General features: G+C 65.2%; 14 protein-coding genes. 6 read left to right on the top strand and 8 right to left on the bottom strand.

What is annotated here, in order from left to right:
* Nucleotides 1-195 precede the first annotated feature (195 nt).
* Complete coding sequence (locus tag IPK66_07630; GenBank protein ID MBK8175125.1) at nucleotides 196-1,200, top strand: AraC family transcriptional regulator ligand-binding domain-containing protein; 1,005 nt, start codon at nucleotides 196-198, stop codon at nucleotides 1,198-1,200.
* Nucleotides 1,201-1,450: 250 nt separating this feature from the next.
* The gene (locus tag IPK66_07625) at nucleotides 1,451-2,779 is read left to right on the top strand and encodes a chloride channel protein (GenBank protein MBK8175124.1); all 1,329 of its coding nucleotides are present in this window, start codon (nucleotides 1,451-1,453) and stop codon (nucleotides 2,777-2,779) included.
* Nucleotides 2,780-2,857: 78 nt separating this feature from the next.
* On the opposite strand, the gene IPK66_07620 is transcribed toward IPK66_07625, so the two are convergent.
* The 6 genes from IPK66_07620 to IPK66_07595 all read right to left on the bottom strand — a co-directional run bounded on the left by IPK66_07620 (nucleotide 2,858) and on the right by IPK66_07595 (nucleotide 7,279).
* Nucleotides 2,858-3,505: a cysteine hydrolase gene (locus tag IPK66_07620; GenBank protein ID MBK8175123.1), complete on the bottom strand. Its 648-nt coding sequence runs from the start codon at nucleotides 3,503-3,505 to the stop codon at nucleotides 2,858-2,860.
* A 308-nt stretch (nucleotides 3,506-3,813) separates the two neighbouring features.
* Nucleotides 3,814-4,176, bottom strand: coding sequence for a nitrile hydratase subunit beta (locus tag IPK66_07615; GenBank protein ID MBK8175122.1), 363 nt, complete (start codon nucleotides 4,174-4,176; stop codon nucleotides 3,814-3,816).
* Nucleotides 4,173-4,838 carry a nitrile hydratase subunit alpha gene (locus IPK66_07610; GenBank protein MBK8175121.1) on the bottom strand — a complete coding sequence of 222 codons (666 nt, stop codon included), beginning with the start codon at nucleotides 4,836-4,838 and terminating at the stop codon, nucleotides 4,173-4,175. The genes IPK66_07615 and IPK66_07610 overlap by 4 nt, the downstream gene beginning before the upstream one ends.
* A 3-nt stretch (nucleotides 4,839-4,841) precedes the next feature.
* The gene (locus IPK66_07605; GenBank protein MBK8175120.1) at nucleotides 4,842-5,189 is read right to left on the bottom strand and encodes a nitrile hydratase subunit beta; all 348 of its coding nucleotides are present in this window, start codon (nucleotides 5,187-5,189) and stop codon (nucleotides 4,842-4,844) included.
* Nucleotides 5,190-5,287: 98 nt separating this feature from the next.
* Nucleotides 5,288-6,109 carry an alpha/beta hydrolase gene (locus IPK66_07600; GenBank protein MBK8175119.1) on the bottom strand — a complete coding sequence of 274 codons (822 nt, stop codon included), beginning with the start codon at nucleotides 6,107-6,109 and terminating at the stop codon, nucleotides 5,288-5,290.
* 87 nt (nucleotides 6,110-6,196) lie between these two features.
* Nucleotides 6,197-7,279 carry a zinc-dependent alcohol dehydrogenase family protein gene (locus tag IPK66_07595; GenBank protein ID MBK8175118.1) on the bottom strand — a complete coding sequence of 361 codons (1,083 nt, stop codon included), beginning with the start codon at nucleotides 7,277-7,279 and terminating at the stop codon, nucleotides 6,197-6,199.
* 438 nt (nucleotides 7,280-7,717) lie between these two features.
* Between IPK66_07595 and IPK66_07590 the strand changes: the two genes are divergently transcribed.
* Entirely contained in the window at nucleotides 7,718-7,903 is a 186-nt protein-coding gene (locus IPK66_07590; protein ID MBK8175117.1) for a hypothetical protein, read from the top strand.
* Nucleotides 7,904-8,156: 253 nt separating this feature from the next.
* A complete protein-coding gene (locus tag IPK66_07585; protein MBK8175116.1) occupies nucleotides 8,157-8,627 on the top strand; it encodes a DoxX family protein in 471 nt (156 codons plus the stop codon).
* 298 nt (nucleotides 8,628-8,925) lie between these two features.
* On the opposite strand, the gene hldE is transcribed toward IPK66_07585, so the two are convergent.
* Together hldE and IPK66_07575 are read right to left on the bottom strand one after the other, a co-directional pair.
* Nucleotides 8,926-10,386, bottom strand: a complete 1,461-nt coding sequence (gene hldE / locus IPK66_07580) for a bifunctional D-glycero-beta-D-manno-heptose-7-phosphate kinase/D-glycero-beta-D-manno-heptose 1-phosphate adenylyltransferase HldE (protein ID MBK8175115.1) — start codon at nucleotides 10,384-10,386, stop codon at nucleotides 8,926-8,928.
* Entirely contained in the window at nucleotides 10,383-10,982 is a 600-nt protein-coding gene (locus IPK66_07575; GenBank protein ID MBK8175114.1) for a D-sedoheptulose 7-phosphate isomerase, read from the bottom strand. Before IPK66_07575 ends, hldE begins: the two co-directional genes overlap by 4 nt.
* Nucleotides 10,983-11,266: 284 nt before the next feature.
* Between IPK66_07575 and IPK66_07570 the strand changes: the two genes are divergently transcribed.
* Together IPK66_07570 and IPK66_07565 are read left to right on the top strand one after the other, a co-directional pair.
* Complete coding sequence (locus IPK66_07570; GenBank protein ID MBK8175113.1) at nucleotides 11,267-12,970, top strand: ShlB/FhaC/HecB family hemolysin secretion/activation protein; 1,704 nt, start codon at nucleotides 11,267-11,269, stop codon at nucleotides 12,968-12,970.
* A 24-nt stretch (nucleotides 12,971-12,994) separates the two neighbouring features.
* Nucleotides 12,995-15,220 (top strand): filamentous hemagglutinin N-terminal domain-containing protein, encoded by a 2,226-nt coding sequence (locus IPK66_07565; protein MBK8175112.1) that lies wholly within the window; start codon nucleotides 12,995-12,997, stop codon nucleotides 15,218-15,220.
* Nucleotides 15,221-15,251 lie beyond the last annotated feature (31 nt).

Genomic DNA, 15,251 nt, shown 5'->3' with positions numbered 1-15,251 from the left:
AACTCGTCCGTGTCCATCCCGGCGCCATTGCTGCATCGACGCTGCATTTTGCTTCGTGCCGAATGAAAAGCGATGCGAAAGGCCTCCCACCGACCGGTCAAGACTTACTGGAAAAAGTCCCGACAGTCTTGTCATTTGGCGCCAAAGGGTGGCGTGATAACCGTGCACGACGTACCGGACGGACGGAGCGGCGGGATGCGAGCGATAGCGATGGTTCGGGCGAACGCGCTCGTCCCGTTCGTCGATTTTGTCGAAGGAATTGGCGGGCCGATCGAACGTCTGATGCAGGGCGCGAGATTGCCGCAGCAGCTTTTCACAGATCCGGAGCGCCTGGTTCCCATGCACCAGTCGTTGGCGTTTCTGGGCCGCATCGCCCGAAGCGAGGGCCTGCTCGATCTCGGCCTGGTGGTTGGGCAATGCACGCGATTTGATCGTTTGGGCGCCTTCGCGCAACTGGGTCGTGGCGCACTGACGCTGCACGAGTCGCTGAACAGGCTGATCGGCGCGATCGCCCTGCACAGCTCAGGCGACCGCATCTCACTCAGGTACCATGGCGAGCACGCCTTGCTCTGCCATACCTTCGCGCTCCCTGAGGTCCCGGGCCGGCGGCAGGGCGAGCTTTTCGCCTTATCGATGATGATCGAAGCGATCCGCGCGGTCGTCGGCCCCGACTGGATGCCGGATGAGGTGAGGCTGGCGCAGAGCGAGAAGCCGAACGGAAGCCGGATCGAGGCGATCCTGAAAGTGCCGGTCGTCTGCGCGGGAAGAATGCAGGCAGTGGTGTTCGCGCGTTCGCTGCTGGCCAGGCGACCAGCCAACGCGAGCCCTGGGCCCGCCGCTGATCCCGAGGATTACGAAGTTATGCGCGCCACAGCGCCGGCGAATGATTTCGCCGGTTCAGTACGACAGGTGATCGGTGCGCTGCTGAACGACGGGGTCCCCGATATTCAGCAGACGGCGGGTGCCGTCGGGTTCAGCGTCCGCACGTTGCAACGCTATCTCGCCGTTTGCGGCGAGAGCTATTCCCATCTGGTCGATGCGGTGCGTTTCGACGTCGCCACCCGGCTGTTGCGGGACCGCGATGCCAAGCTCATCGAGATCGCCTGCGAGCTGGGTTACGCGGATGCGGCCAATTTCACCAGAGCGTTCCGGCGCTGGACGGGAATAGCGCCCAGCACCTTCCGGCGCGTCCAGCTCTGATTCCGCTTTTGTCTGACGAACGAAACCGCGGGCGCTTGCGCGCACCCGGCTCGCTCACCCATGCCATCAGCAAGGTTACCGCTCGCCCGGCTTTAAGGTAATGAGCTCCGCCTGTGATGGCGCGATGACCGTGATCACCGTCCGCCACAGTGGCAAGGCCGAGACGAATACCGAGGATACATGCGGAAATCGTGTATCGTCATTGCGACCTGATCGCGGGTTGACCCCTATCCTCCCAAGGACAAATGCCATGTCCACCGAGGGAAAAACGCCGCTGCACAGGCTTGCGGTTGCCACGGTGCTGACCGGCACTGCAGCGGGCGTGGGCGGCATGAGTCTGGCTCTGCTGCTGCACGTCGTCCAGCATCTTGCTTATGGCTATAGCCTCGATGCGGTCATCAGCGCCGAGAGCTTCCTGCAGGGCGTCAGTCATGCCTCGCCGCTGCGACGTATCCTCGTGCTGACCGGCTGCGGCGCATTGGCGGGCGGCGGATGGTGGGCTCTTTACCGCTACGGGCGGCCGCTGGTCTCGATCAGGCAGGCGGTGCAGTCGCCGGGCCAGCCAATGCCGCTGCCGGAGACATCGGTGCATGCCCTGCTGCAGGTCGTCACGGTCGCCCTGGGCTCTCCCCTCGGCCGGGAGGTGGCGCCCCGCGAGATCGGCGCCGCACTTGGCGGCTGGCTGTCGCGGCGCGCGGGCCTCACCGCCGAGGAGGGCAGAATCCTGATCGCCTGCGGCGCCGGCGCGGGCCTGGCAGCGGTCTATAACGTGCCACTGGCGGGGGCCTTCTTCGTCCTTGAGGTGCTTCTCGGCACCTTCAGCTTGCCCGCGGTTCTGCCCGCACTCATCACCTCGGCGATTGCGGCGCGGATCGCCTGGATCGGGCTCGGCGATGCCGTGCAATATCCGGTCATGCCGTTCGCCACCACCGGCTCGCTTCTCGTCTGGTCGATGCTGACCGGCCCGGTCTTCGGTGTCGCCGCCTACGGCTTTAGCCGCCTTGCGACGGCGATGACGGCGAAATCGCCTCGCGACTGGCGCCTTGTGCCGTCGGCGCTGGCGGTGTTCGCCGGCATTGGCGTGCTCGCCATCGGCTTTCCGCAACTGCTCGGCAACGGCAAAGGGCCGATCCAGCTCAGCCTTGCCGATGATCTGTCCGTCGTCCTGGCCCTGGCCCTGCTGCTGCTGCGCGTGCTCGTAACGTTAGCGGCCCTGCGCGTCGGCGCGAAAGGCGGCATGCTGACGCCCGGTATGACCATCGGCGCGCTGCTCGCCACGGTCGTCGGCGGCCTGTGGACGACGATATGGCCAGGCGAGCCGCTGGGGGCGTTCGCCCTCGTCGGGGCCGGAGCTTTCCTTGCATCCTCGATGAAGATGCCGCTGACCGCGATCGCTCTCATCCTCGAGTTCACCCACGTGCCCCAGGATGTTTTGTTTCCCGTCATCTTCGCGGTATGCGGCTCCTGTGCAGCGGATCGGCTCTGCGACGGGTGGTTCAGCCGCGTCCGCCCGATCGAGGACGGTCGGACCGCAAGGATTACGCTGCAGCCAATCCTGCCCGTTAAGGGGGACGGGTGATCACGCTTGTCCGGCGTCGATGTGGACATGCGGCGCCAAGCGGATACAGCATGCGTAAGCATGCCGAGACGGCCTTCCTTAGCGCATGCCATTGATCGCTTCATCGGTCGACAACACAGCATGGGCAAGAAATCGGTAGTTGATGACGGCCGCTTGATAGCCGTCGCCCCATACCGGATGCCGTGGTCCGGCGGTCGCGTCCCTGACCACGGCAACCTCGAATCCCTGCTCGATGAGTTCGCGCAGATGGGCCTCGACGCACATGTTCGCCAGCATCCCACCGAGGATGATCCTGCTGATCCCGCGTTTGCGCAGTTGCAGGACCAGATCGTTGGTCTGCGGCCCGAACACCTTGTGAGGGCTGACGACGATTGTCTTGCCGTCCTCAATATACCGTTTGAAGCGATCCAGCCAGTCCGCGCCGGAGTTTGAGAAACCGGCCAGATTGAGCGGCCCGCTTCGGGCAAACGTGTGAGTGTGAAATTCGTCAGCCTCGAGCGGTCCGTTCATCTTCCAGCCAGAGTCCGTTGGATAGAAGTAATGGGGAGAAATGAACACGTCATATCCGCGCGTCTTGGCGGCCTCAAAAATCCGCTCCATGTTTTCGACCGTGCGATTTTCGGTAACGCTTGCGCCCACAGCTCCCCAGTTTGCCCCTTTTTCGCTCAGTACGTCGTTTTGCGGGTCAATAAACACCACCGCAGTATCCGCCTTGTCGATATCCATAATTTTCTGCCCCTTATGCCACCTCGAAACTGAGCTTCATACCGGTCACACCGAGCGCGTGGCAGAACACCCAAGGGGGATCGTTGCCCGCCTACGGGTCCACACCAATCCGATGCGCAACACTTCTTGAAGTCGGACGCTGTCATCCGGGCGACCGTGCGCGTACCGGGTCCGATCCAGCAACGCTGCGGCGGCATGATCGATACAAGTAAGAATGGTCATACCTCGATTGGTTATCGCCGTCGCAAACCGCTCCATCGCCTCTTTAAGGCCGTGGCCGCTCAGGCAAACCATCCTGCCATCGGGTATCATGGACGCCTTGACCCCGCGGCATCATCATCCGTTTCAGGCGTTGATCTGCCCTGCACCTCGTCCATCTTGTGCGCGAGTTCGCCGGGAGTGAGGATCTGCTTCCGGAAGAGGATGTTGGCAAATGCCACGATCCAGCGCTCGTAGTAGGTGAGCTGGCCGATCATCTCGCTGCCGAGCGCCTCGACACCACAGCGCTTCTCCTCGGTGTTGATGATCTTGTGAAAGTCGAGAACGTCGGCGAGCGCATGGCAGCGCTTCTCCCACGGCTCGAGTTCGTGATCAACGCGCTGGACAGGGCCGGCAGGCAGGCCGCCGATGTCGTTCGGCAAACGCGTCACGATGGTCTCGGTCTCGGTCATTGCCCGGTCGTCCCCGCCGCGATGGCGACCGGCGCGACACCGATCATCGCATCGCGGGTGACGAGGCCGGCCAGCTTCTCTTCGCTGAAGTCCTCCGTGCCCTCCGGCCGCCGCGGCAGCACGAGATATCGGACCATCGCCGTCGAGTCACTGACGCGGACCTCGACGTCGTCGGGTATGACCGTGCCGAACTCGGCGAGGACGGCCCGCGGCTCGGAAACCGCGCGCGCCCGATAAGGCTTGAGCTTGTACCAGTCCGGCGGAAGCCCCAGCACTGGCCTCGGGTAGCAAGAACAGAGCGTGCAGACGATGAGGTTGTGCACCTTTTCGGTGTTTTCGAGCACGATGAGCTGCGTGTCGTCGTAGAAGCTGATGCCGAGTTCTTCGCAAGCCGAACGACCATTGGCGAGCAACCGGTCGTGGAACTCCCGGTCGACCCAAGCGCGGGCGACGACCTTGGCGCCGAGCGCCGGGGTTCGCGAATCCAGCACCTCGATCTGGCGGCGAATTTCGTCCGGCAGGATCAGCTGTTTTTCGATCAGAAGCTCGCGAATCGCGGTCTCCATGATCTCGTAGTAGCCAGGGCGTCCGGACCTGCCGATCTCATCGTGGGCGTCATCATGCCCGTGCGCGTGCACCTGATCGTGATATTGTGGCGTCATTGATCAGATCCTTTCGAGCCAGCTCTCGAAGACCTCGACGCGTAATCCATCCCGGGGAGAGACGACGTAGTCCGGCCAGACCTCGGTCATCGAAATCGCGACGCGGTAGTAATGCAGCTTGGCTCCGGCGTTGCGGCCGTAACCTTCCTCCTCATTGTCGATAGCGGCCGGTTCGAGAACGGCTTCGATTACGCCCGCTTTGCCGCGAAGATAAATTGGGACTCGATAGTGGCCGATCGGGGAGCGAGTGAGGATCCGGACGGGATCGCCAGGGCGAAAGGCCGGCTCTTCGCCCCAAGCCGAGACGATGCCGGCCACGGCGTCGGTTGTCTGGCGCGGTCTGTCACGCATGGTATCGTTCCTTCGTGCGATTTCCGGTCGGAATGCCTCCGGTTCTCTTAAAGGAGCACTCCGCACGGTGAGCGGTAGTCCGTCATGGCGTGATCAGCTCACCCCTTGATGAAATCGAACAGGTCCTCGTTCACCTTGTCCTTTAGGGTCGTGCACATGCCGTGGGGGGCGCCCTCATAAACCTTGAGGGTGGCGTTCGGGATCAGCTTCGAGGACAGCAGGGCGGAAGCACCGATGGGGACGATCTGGTCGTCGTCTCCGTGCAGAACCAGCGTCGGCACGTCGAACGCCCTGAGATCCTGGGTGAGGTCGGTCTCGGAAAACGCCTTGATGCAGAAATACGCGGCAGGGAAGCCGGCCATCATTCCCTGCAGCCAGAACGACTCGCGCACGCCTTCCGAAATCTTGGCGCCCGGCCGATTGTAGCCGTAGAAGGGCAGGCTGAGCTCCTTCCAGAACTGCGAGCGGTCGGCGAGGACGGCGGCACGTAGCTGATCGAACGCCTCGATCGGCGTGCCCCCGGGATTGGCGGGCGTTTTCAGCATCAGCGGCGGGATCGCGCCGATCAGCACCGCCTTGGCCACGCGCTTGGTGCCGTGGCGGCCGATATAGCGGGCGACCTCGCCACCGCCGGTGGAATGGCCGACGTGGACGGCGTTGGTCAGGTCGAGGGTTTCGATCAGTTCCGCGAGGTCGTCGGCGTAGGTGTCGAGATCATTGCCGTTCCAGGGTTGGCTGGAACGGCCATGGCCACGGCGGTCATGAGCGATGCAGCGATAGCCGCGCGAGGCGAGGAAGAACATCTGGTCCTCGAACGCGTCGGCGCTGAGCGGCCAGCCATGGCTGAAAACAACGGGCTGACCTTCGCCCCAATCCTTGTAGGAGATCTGCGTGCCGTCCTTGGTGGTGATCGAGCCCATCGCGTGCGTCCCTTCTCATCTCAAGTCGGCGCCGATTTTTAACCGTTGGCTGGGCGTGCCGGCGCGTCGCACCCGCAACCGCTTGATTTAGCGAGTTGTCGCCGGAGCAATCGGATCGCTGGCCGGGAAGGTCTCATCGAGCGCCTCGTCGAGCAGGCTCTCGTCATGCGCGTCGGTCGCGATGTCGATGACCACCTTGCCACGGACAGCCCTTCTCCTGATGGCCCGATAGGCGTCACAGACTGTCTCCAGGCTGAACTGCCGCGGATCGACCTGCGGCACCACCTGACCCGCCTCCACAAGGCGTGTGGCCTGTTCGAGGATCGCCCCGTGATGGGCACGACCTTCGCCGGTGAGAAGCGGCAGGAGCGTGAAGACCCCGGAATAGCTCGCCGCACGCAATGAAAGCGGCGCAAGCGCATGCGTGCCCCGGCCAAGGCAGCTCACGACATGGCCGTAGCGACGGACAGCCTCGAACGAAGCATCGAGCACGGCACCGCCGACGGTGTCATAGACGAGATCGAAGCCTTTGCCGCCGGTGTGGCGAGCCACGTACTCCGCAACCGCCTGGGTGTGGTAATCGATGAAGGTCGCGCCGAGTTGTTCGATCACGGTGCGTTTGCGCTCAGATTCGCTGGCAAACACCTGCGCGCCGAAACTCCTGGCGATCTGGATGGCGATGTGTCCCACTCCGCCGCCGCCATGGACGAGCACGTTCTCGCCTGCCGAAACGCCGGCGCGATCAACCAATCCTTCCCATGCGGTAATGAAGATCAGGGGCAGCGAGGCTGCCTCGCGCATGGTGAGGTTGGCGGGCTTCGCTGCAAGCAGGTCGGCGTCCACGGCCGCGAACTCGGCGAGCGAACCCGGAACGCCGCCGGCGCCGCCGGCCATCCCATAGACCTCGTCACCACGCCGGAAGCGGGTGACGCCGTTCCCCACCGCCTCGACGACGCCGGCGAGATCGAGGCCGAGGATGGCGGGCAAGGGATGGCGGGCGTGCGCGGCTTCGCCGGCGTGGATCTTGAGATCGAGCGGGTTGACGCCGCTCGCAGAGATCCGGACCAGTACTTCACCTTCGCCCGGCTCCGGACGCGGGATGTAAGCGAGACGGAACGCCACGCCCTGCGCATCGAGGATGGCGGCGCGCATTTCAGCCGGGAATGTCATGGCCTGTTCCCCGCACAATACCGATGGCATGACCGGAGACGTGGTGACGGTTGGCACGCTCGCCCCAGGGAGGGGATTGCCCGTACCCTGAGCCACTCAGTCACGGGAACCTCTCGAGCAAGACGGCAAAGCCGAGCAGGAAAATGACTACCGATCCGCTCGCAGGACCCGATTCTCAATCGAAGATGTCGACGCCGTCCGGCGGTGCGCGACCAGTACTGAGCTGATCGCGCCCGGCGTACGGCGGGGGTGATCGCGAACCCCAAGGAGCCGCGGGTTGCCGGCGGAAAGGCGCTCGGGGCGACCAAAGATGTCGATGGCGTCTTCATGGGGGATTGCCTTGGCTTAACAGGTTTGCGTCGAGCAAAAGTTTAGGCGGTCGGCGATGAGGCCAGAACGCCCGCTGCGCAACAGCCACCCTTTCGCGGGGTGGGAGCAATGATCGACCGGCTGGACACCGTGCGTGCCTTCGTGACGGCCCTGGACAATGACGTTGATACGGCCGACCTGGTTGGTCAGAACCCGCGGTCACGGGCGGTGACCGCAGCATCGAGCGAACTCAACGCCCCCGTGCTGGTAGGCGCTGTGATCGGATCGGATGTCGTCGGCAAGCGACGCCGGTAGCAGCGATTTCGGCCAGGAAAGTCGGGGCACGCGAGTACCTCCTGCTTGACCTGCGCCCTCGATTTAAGGCGCTTGGCGCCGCGGATATCGATAGGCAGACCTATCTGGTCTTGCCTGGAACCGGGATGGTGTGACGCGCGAGCATGCTGTGCTGTTTATGGAGAACTGGGTTGTCGTCCGCCCCGCGTCAATCCAGATAATGGTTAATCGACGGCACTGGATTCCCTATTTCGATCCGCGACGGAGAGCCGCCATGTCCACCATAGGCACCGACGCTATCAGACCTCTCGTTCCCCCTCTCGCGCGCATCACTGAGACCCTATCCCCTTACGCCGAACCGCTGGTCCGGATCACAACCGGGCTTCTGCTGGTGCCGCATGGTTCCCAGAAGCTGTTCGGCTGGTTCGGCGGCGCCGGCATCGCCGGTACCGAACAGTTTTTCGCCTCCAAGCTCGGGTTGCCACCATGGATCGCCGTGCTGGCAGGCCTGGTCGAGTTCGGTGGCGGGCTGCTGCTCGCCCTGGGGCTGGTTACCCGGGTGGCGGCTGCCTTGGTAGCCGGCTTGATGACGGTGGCGGTGATCCAGGTCCACGTGCCCAACGGCTTCTTCTGGACCGAAGGCGGATACGAATACCCGCTGTTGTGGGGCATCCTGGCATTGAGTTTCGTCATCCGCGGCGGCGGCCGCTTCTCGCTAGACGCCGTTGTCGGCCGCGAGATCTGAACCAGCAGCGACCTGCGGGTAACCGGGAGCACGTCATCAGGAGACCAGACCATGGACATAGCCCTGTCTTCCGCCGAAGTACGCGCTGTTACCGCAGATGCGCAGTAGCGCGCCGATCATGGATCAACATCTCATCGATCGGCAGGCTGTGGCGGCTATCCAGGCTGGGGCGTCTATGGCTCCACCAAGTTCGCCATCGCGGGTCTGTCGGAATCGCTCGCGATAAAGCTGGCACCGCCCGCCTCTGGCGCCAATCGTAATCGGCCGACGGCCCTGATCGTGGCGACCGCACGGCGGATTACGCGCGCATGCGCTCGATCATCGCCGTCGTCGAGCGATCTGGCTCCAGGTCGACAAGCAGGAGGCGGCCGCCGTAGCTGGCGATGACCTCCCGACCGACCACCTGGTCCGGCCGGTAGTCGGCGCCCTTGACGAGAACGTCCGGGCGCAAGGTTTCAATCAGCCTGAGCGGCGTATCGTCATCAAACAGAACGACAAGGTCGACGCAGTCGAGCGCCGACAGCACGAATGCCCGCGCGCCCTCGTCCTGCACCGGCCGCGTCGGACCCTTGAGACGCTGGACCGACGCATCGGTGTTGAGCCCGACGATCAGCCGCTCGCCGGCTGCCTTTGCCTGACGCAGCAGGCTGATGTGTCCCGGATGCAGGAGGTCGAAACATCCATTGGTGAAGACGACACGTTCGCCAGCGGCCGACCAAACGTGTTGTCTTTGCGCCGCCTGATCGAGCGAGACGATCTTCGTCGTCCATTCGCCTTCCTGTCGGCGCCGCATCTCGACGGCGAACTCCCCGCGGGTGACAGTGGCCGTGCCGAGCTTGCTGACGACAATGCCGGCGGCGAGGTTCGCCGCGTCGGCGGCGGTGGGCAGCGGAACGCCCTCGGCCAGCATCACCGACAGCACCGCAACTACCGTATCGCCAGCACCCGATACGTCGAAGACCGGCTTTGCGGTTGTCCGGATGTGCAGCGGCGCAGCGTCACGGGTTACGAGAGTCATCCCCCGATCGCCACGGGTAACGAGAATTGAGCCGATATCCACCGAGGACAGAAGCTGCGCAGCTCCGCTAGCGACTTCTTCGTCATCGCGGCACGGCCGACCGACGACGCGTGCCAGTTCGTTGGCGTTGGGAGTCACCACCGTCGCGCCGGCATACCGCCGGAAATCTGCCGACTTGGGGTCGACGACAACCGGCAGCGAAGCCGCTTTCGCGGCCCCGATCGCCGCGCGAATGACCGCTTCGGTCAACGCTCCCTTGGCGTAATCAGATAGCACCAGAATGCTGGCGCGGGCGACCCCGGCCTGAACGGCGGCAATGACCGCCGCCTCCTCACCCGCGTCGGCCGGACGCGTATCCTCGATATCAAGGCGCATGATCTGGTGGCGATCGGCGATCAGACGGGTCTTGGTCGTCGTCGGTCGGGTGCTGCTACGCACGACAGTATGCCGCCAGAAAGGATAGCCCTCGGCGAGCGCGCCCAGATCATCGCTCGAGGCATCATGACCGACGATACCAACCAGTTCGACCGCGGCGTTGAAGTCGCAAATGTTGCGCGCCACGTTGGCAGCCCCGCCGGGCATTGCCGATTCCCGATCGTATTTCAGAACCGGTACCGGCGCCTCGGGCGAGATCCGTTCGACCGAACCGTAGACATAACGGTCGAGCATGATGTCACCAACGATCAAGACCCGCGCCGCTTGCACGATCTCCCGGTGCGGACTCATGGTTCCGTCGGTCATCTTTTCGGCTCATCCATACTGACCAGACCAAGCTCCAGTTCCAGCGCCCCGCACAGCATCTGGCCGAGCATGATGTGCATCTCCTGAATGCGCGCGGTCACCGCCGAAGGCACGATCAGGCAGACGTCGCTGATTTCGACTACGTGACCACCATCGCCGCCGGTCAATGTTATTGTCTTCAGGCCCAGCGCGCGCGCCGCCCGCAAACCCCGGCACACGTTCTTGCTTCTGCCCGACGTCGAAATGCCGACCGCGACATCGCCGCTCTTCCCCAGGGCCTCAATCTGACGCGCGAAAATCCGCTCGAAGCCGAAATCATTCCCGCAGGCAGTCAAGGCGGAGGTGTCCGTGGTCAGCGCGATCGCCGGAATGGCCGCCCGATCCTGGGAATAGCGAATGGTCAACTCGGTCGCCAGATGCTGAGCATCACCGGCGCTACCGCCGTTGCCAAAAAAAAGGATCTTGCCGCCCTGGCGGATCGCCGCGCTCCACAACGCGAGCGCTTGAACGAAATTATCGCGCAGCATGCGCGCCGTCTGACCGGCGACCTCCTGGTGTGCCGCGAGTTCGGAGTCATAGAAGTCGTAGGCATTTATGCCCACGAGCACCTCCTCCTCTCGGATCGCTGGCCCTGCGACAATTCGGCAGCCATCCGTGAACGGTATAGGTTTCTCCGTTGCGGAGCAATTGGCGCCACCAGCGCTGATTTATCGCCGCTTCAAAAGCGACCTCCCCTGCAGGCGCGACGATCCCTCTGTGAAGGAATGGTCATTTGACGGTATAGTTGTGGGCTGAGCTGACGTGCCAGTCGTACGCGACCGTCCTGTTACCGGCGAGGATGACGGAGCTTGCGGGCACGCGGGGACGTCGGGGATCTTTCGTGAGACGGTGCCATGCTTTTTGCCTGTCCTCCCTCGCTGCCGTGCTGGTCACCGGGCTCACGCTGATGGCAGGCGCACGTGCCCAGCAGCGCCCCAATCTGCCGTCCGGCGCGCTCCCCGACATCCGCCTGCAGCAGCTCGCGCCGCTCCCGGCACCGCAACTCGCGCCCGAGATCCCGGTGCCGGAAACGGCGCCGGCGCGGGTTCCGGCCGGAGCGGAGGCGGTGCGCCTGGTGTTCGGCGGGTTCATCATCGACGGCACCACCGCCTACCCGCCGGGCAAGCTCGAGGCGATCTGGCAGCCGGAGGTCGGCCGCGAGATCACCCTGGCGGAAGTTTACCGCCTCGCCCGCGACGTTCAGCAGACCTACCGCGCCGAAGGTTACTTCCTCAGCCGGGTGATCATCCCCGAGCAACGGGTCCGTGACGGCCGGTTCACACTGCGGGTGCTCGAGGGCTATATCGATGCGGTAACCTTCGAGGGCGACGTCGGGCCGGCGCAGGGCCTCATCGCCGCCTATTTCGAGCCGGTGACGCGCGAGCGGCCGATCCGCCTTGCGACGCTCGAGCGCGCGCTTCTGCTCGCCAACGACGTGCCCGGCGTCCATGCGACGGCGCTGCTGCGCTCCTCGGCCAAGCAGCCGGGCGCCGCCGATCTGCTGGTTACCGCCGACCGCCGAAGGTTCGCCGGCATGCTGTCGGTCGATAACGAGGGCGATGATTTTACCGGAGAGTGGGAAGCGAGCGCCAATGTTTCGGCGAATGCGCTGACCGCACTCGGCGAACAGCTGACGGTGACCGGCTTTGCCTCCGAGCCGTGGAACACGCATGCCGAGGAGGTCGGCCAGGCGAGCGGCTCGTTGCGGCTCGGCCCAAGCGGCGCCTATCTTGAGACGCTGGCCTCCTACGGCGACAGCAATCCCGGCGCATCGCTCGAAGAGCTCGACTTTGACAGCAAGTCGCTGCTGCTCAGCGTCGTTGCTGGCTACCCGGTTGTGCGCACCCGGGACCTCAGCCTCGCCGTACGCCTTGGCTTCGATTACATCAACGAGGATACTGACCAGTTCGGCGGGCAGACGTTCTCGCGCGACCGGCTGCGGGTCCTGCATGTGACCGGCCGCGGTGAAATACGCGACAGCCTCGGCGGCGCCAACAGCGGTGAGATCAGCCTCCGCCAAGGCCTGCCGGTGCTCGACGCCACCCGACGCAGCGACGATGACAAGTCCCGCGAAAACGGCACCGGCAGCGCCACCCTGGTGCGCGCCTCGGCGGCCCGGCTCCAGCCACTCGTCGGCAGTCTCGCCGCCTACGGCAACGTCGCAAGCCAGTACGCGTTCGACCATCTCCTGTCCGAAGAGCAGTTCGATCTCGGCGGCAGTCAGTTCGGCCGTGGCTATAATTTCAGCGAGGTCAGCGGCGACGACGGCGTCGGCGCAACCTTCGAACTCCGCTACTCGTGGCGTCCGGACGCCGACATCGCGGTATCGCTGCAGCCCTTCAGCTTCTATGACGTCGGGACGGTCTGGCAGCGCGGAATCAGCGAGGCACAGACTTTGTCGTCGGCGGGAGTGGGCTTGCGCGCCGCAATCTTCGATTCGCTGTCGATCGAGCTGACGATGGCCAAGCCGCTTGCGGCGAAGAGCCAGCGGGCGGACGATACCCGCGATCCGCAGTTCCTGTTTCGCTCGATCGGCCGGTTCTGAGCGCGGGAGGGGGGAACGCACGGCATGATCAGCACCCACGCGCCCCTTGGCATCGTCTTGCGCCTTGCGGCGGTGATCGCCGTCGCCGCCGCGCCGGCCGCTGCGGCACCGGAAGGTGGGAAGGTCACCGGCGGTTGCGCGACGATCACCCAGGGTGACGGGATAACCCGCATCGACCAGTTCACCGACAAGGCGATCATCGACTGGCGCAAGTTCAGCCTCGATGCCAGCGAGATCGCCCGCTTCCACCAGCCCGGGGCCAACGCAGTGGCACTCAACCGGGTGCGTGGCAGCGATCCCTCGGTGATCCTCGGCCAGTTGCAGGCCAACGGCCATGTCTTTCTCGTCAATCCCAACGGCGTGGTGTTCGGCCCCGGCGCCAAGGTCGACGTCCATGGCCTCGTCGCCACCACCGCCGACATCCGCAACGACGATTTCCTTGCCGGCCGCTACCGCTTTACGATCCCGTCGCCCAACCCCGATGCCGCGGTCGTCAACCAGGGCACCATCACCTTCGGCGAGACCGGGCTGGCCGCCCTGGTCGCTCCGAGCGTGCGCAACGACGGAGCGATCGTTGGCACCCTCGGCGAGGTGACGCTCGCCGGCGCCGCCGGCTTTTCGCTCGACCTGCAGGGCGACGGCCTGATCCGCTTCGGCGCCACCCGCGAACTCGTCGACGGCCTCTCACGCAAGGGCGCGCTGGTGACCAATAGCGGGCGCATCGAAGCCGACGGCGGCCGGGTGATCATTACCGCCGACGCCGCGGAAAGCGTCGTCGATCAGGCGATCAACGCCGGCGGCATCATCGAGGCGCGCAGTTTCGCGCTTGCGCCGGGGGAAATCGTCCTCGACGGCGGCGATCATGGCACGGTCACCGTCACCGGCACGCTCTCCACCACCGGCGCCGAGGCCGACGCCCGTGGCGGGGACATCGACGTGCTGGGCGACCGGTTGACGCTCGCCGCCGGCGGCGTCATCGACGCCTCCGGTCCCGCGGGTGGCGGCAGCGTGCACGTCGGCGGCGACCAGCGCGGCGAGGGCGGGCGCCGCCGCGCCAGCGAGACGGTAATGGAGCCGGGCGCAGTGATCTTTGCCGATGCCACCACGCAGGGTGACGGCGGCCAGGTGGTGCTGTGGGCCGATCAGAAACTGGTCTTCGCTGGCACCGTCTCGGCACGCGGCGGCAGCGAGGGTGGCAACGGCGGCCTCGTCGAAACCTCGTCAACCGGACAACTCCTGGCCACCGGGCGGGTCGATACCTCGGCGCCAGGCGGCGCCGACGGCTCCTGGCTGCTCGATCCGCTGCATGTCGTCATCACCGACAACGGCACAACGGCGCCTCCGGTCCTCGCCGACGATCCGCCGGTGGCCGGCACGGCGTACATCTCGCCGGCGGCGATCGCTGCCGCCGGTGGCAACGTGGTCATCGAGGCAAGCCGCACCATTCGCGTTAATGACGCCCTCACCGCCGCCAACACCCTGACACTGTGGGCGGGCGTCGGCATCGTCATTCGTCAGCCGATCGTCAGCAGCAACGACGTCCGCATCGAGACCCGCGACATTCGCACCACCGAGACGGGCGTAATTACCGCCCAGCATCTCGTCGTCAACAGTATCGCCGCCCAGGCCGGCCAGCCGGCGGGGCCGGACTACGCCGCGTTTAGCGCCGACCTCGTGACCAATGTCGGGGAACTGTCGATCGGCCGCTCCGGCGACGGTCCGGCGTTCCACGACATCAGCATCGTCAACACCGGGGCGCTGTCGATCGAAGGTGCCGTCTCGCAAGGCACCGTCAGCATCCGTAGCGACGGCCCGCTGGTAATCACCGCACCGATCACCGCCGGCGGCAGCGGCAACACCATCGTGCTGGCCGCCAGCAGTATCGACAACCGCGCCGGCGCGGGCGCCCTCGATCCCGGTGCCGGGCGCTTCATCATCTATTCGCAGAGCCCGCAGACGAACGCGCGCGGCGGCCTCGTCGGCCGCGAGATCTTCGGCCGCACCTTCGCGACGGCGCCGCCGGACAGCCTCAGCGGCACCGGAAATACGTTCGTTTATGCCAGCGCCGCGCCGATCGACGATCAGGCCCGCGCGGTCGCCACGCGCGGCACGAAACCGCCGCCCGGCAACGATCCCGCCGCCCGGCTCGCCGCGTCGGGTCCCGAGCTGCTGGCCGCACCGCCGCCGCCCAGCCGCGGCAGCGACGATCTGCTGTTCTCCAACGATGGCAATCGCGAGCTGTGGAACTGATCGCCCGGGCACGCGGCGCTGGCCCGGTCCC

This window comes from Rhodospirillales bacterium, assembly GCA_016712595.1.
Taxonomy (GTDB): Bacteria; Pseudomonadota; Alphaproteobacteria; order Rhodospirillales; family Defluviicoccaceae; genus Defluviicoccus.
The sequence above is the reverse complement of the archived record's forward strand: the minus strand, read 5'-3'. Positions and strand labels throughout refer to the sequence as shown.

Excerpts from the sequence above, each read along its gene's own strand:
- IPK66_07585 (MBK8175116.1), top strand. The coding sequence starts at position 8,157 with ATGTCCACCATAGGCACCGACGCTATCAGACCTCTCGTTCCCCCTCTC.
- IPK66_07615 (MBK8175122.1), bottom strand. The coding sequence starts at position 4,176 with ATGACCGAGACCGAGACCATCGTGACGCGTTTGCCGAACGACATCGGC.
- hldE (MBK8175115.1), bottom strand. The coding sequence starts at position 10,386 with ATGACCGACGGAACCATGAGTCCGCACCGGGAGATCGTGCAAGCGGCG.
- IPK66_07590 (MBK8175117.1), top strand. The coding sequence starts at position 7,718 with ATGATCGACCGGCTGGACACCGTGCGTGCCTTCGTGACGGCCCTGGAC.
- IPK66_07630 (MBK8175125.1), top strand. The coding sequence starts at position 196 with ATGCGAGCGATAGCGATGGTTCGGGCGAACGCGCTCGTCCCGTTCGTC.
- IPK66_07565 (MBK8175112.1), top strand. The coding sequence starts at position 12,995 with ATGATCAGCACCCACGCGCCCCTTGGCATCGTCTTGCGCCTTGCGGCG.
- IPK66_07605 (MBK8175120.1), bottom strand. The coding sequence starts at position 5,189 with ATGCGTGACAGACCGCGCCAGACAACCGACGCCGTGGCCGGCATCGTC.
- IPK66_07610 (MBK8175121.1), bottom strand. The coding sequence starts at position 4,838 with ATGACGCCACAATATCACGATCAGGTGCACGCGCACGGGCATGATGAC.
- IPK66_07595 (MBK8175118.1), bottom strand. The coding sequence starts at position 7,279 with ATGACATTCCCGGCTGAAATGCGCGCCGCCATCCTCGATGCGCAGGGC.
- IPK66_07600 (MBK8175119.1), bottom strand. The coding sequence starts at position 6,109 with ATGGGCTCGATCACCACCAAGGACGGCACGCAGATCTCCTACAAGGAT.
- IPK66_07625 (MBK8175124.1), top strand. The coding sequence starts at position 1,451 with ATGTCCACCGAGGGAAAAACGCCGCTGCACAGGCTTGCGGTTGCCACG.
- IPK66_07620 (MBK8175123.1), bottom strand. The coding sequence starts at position 3,505 with ATGGATATCGACAAGGCGGATACTGCGGTGGTGTTTATTGACCCGCAA.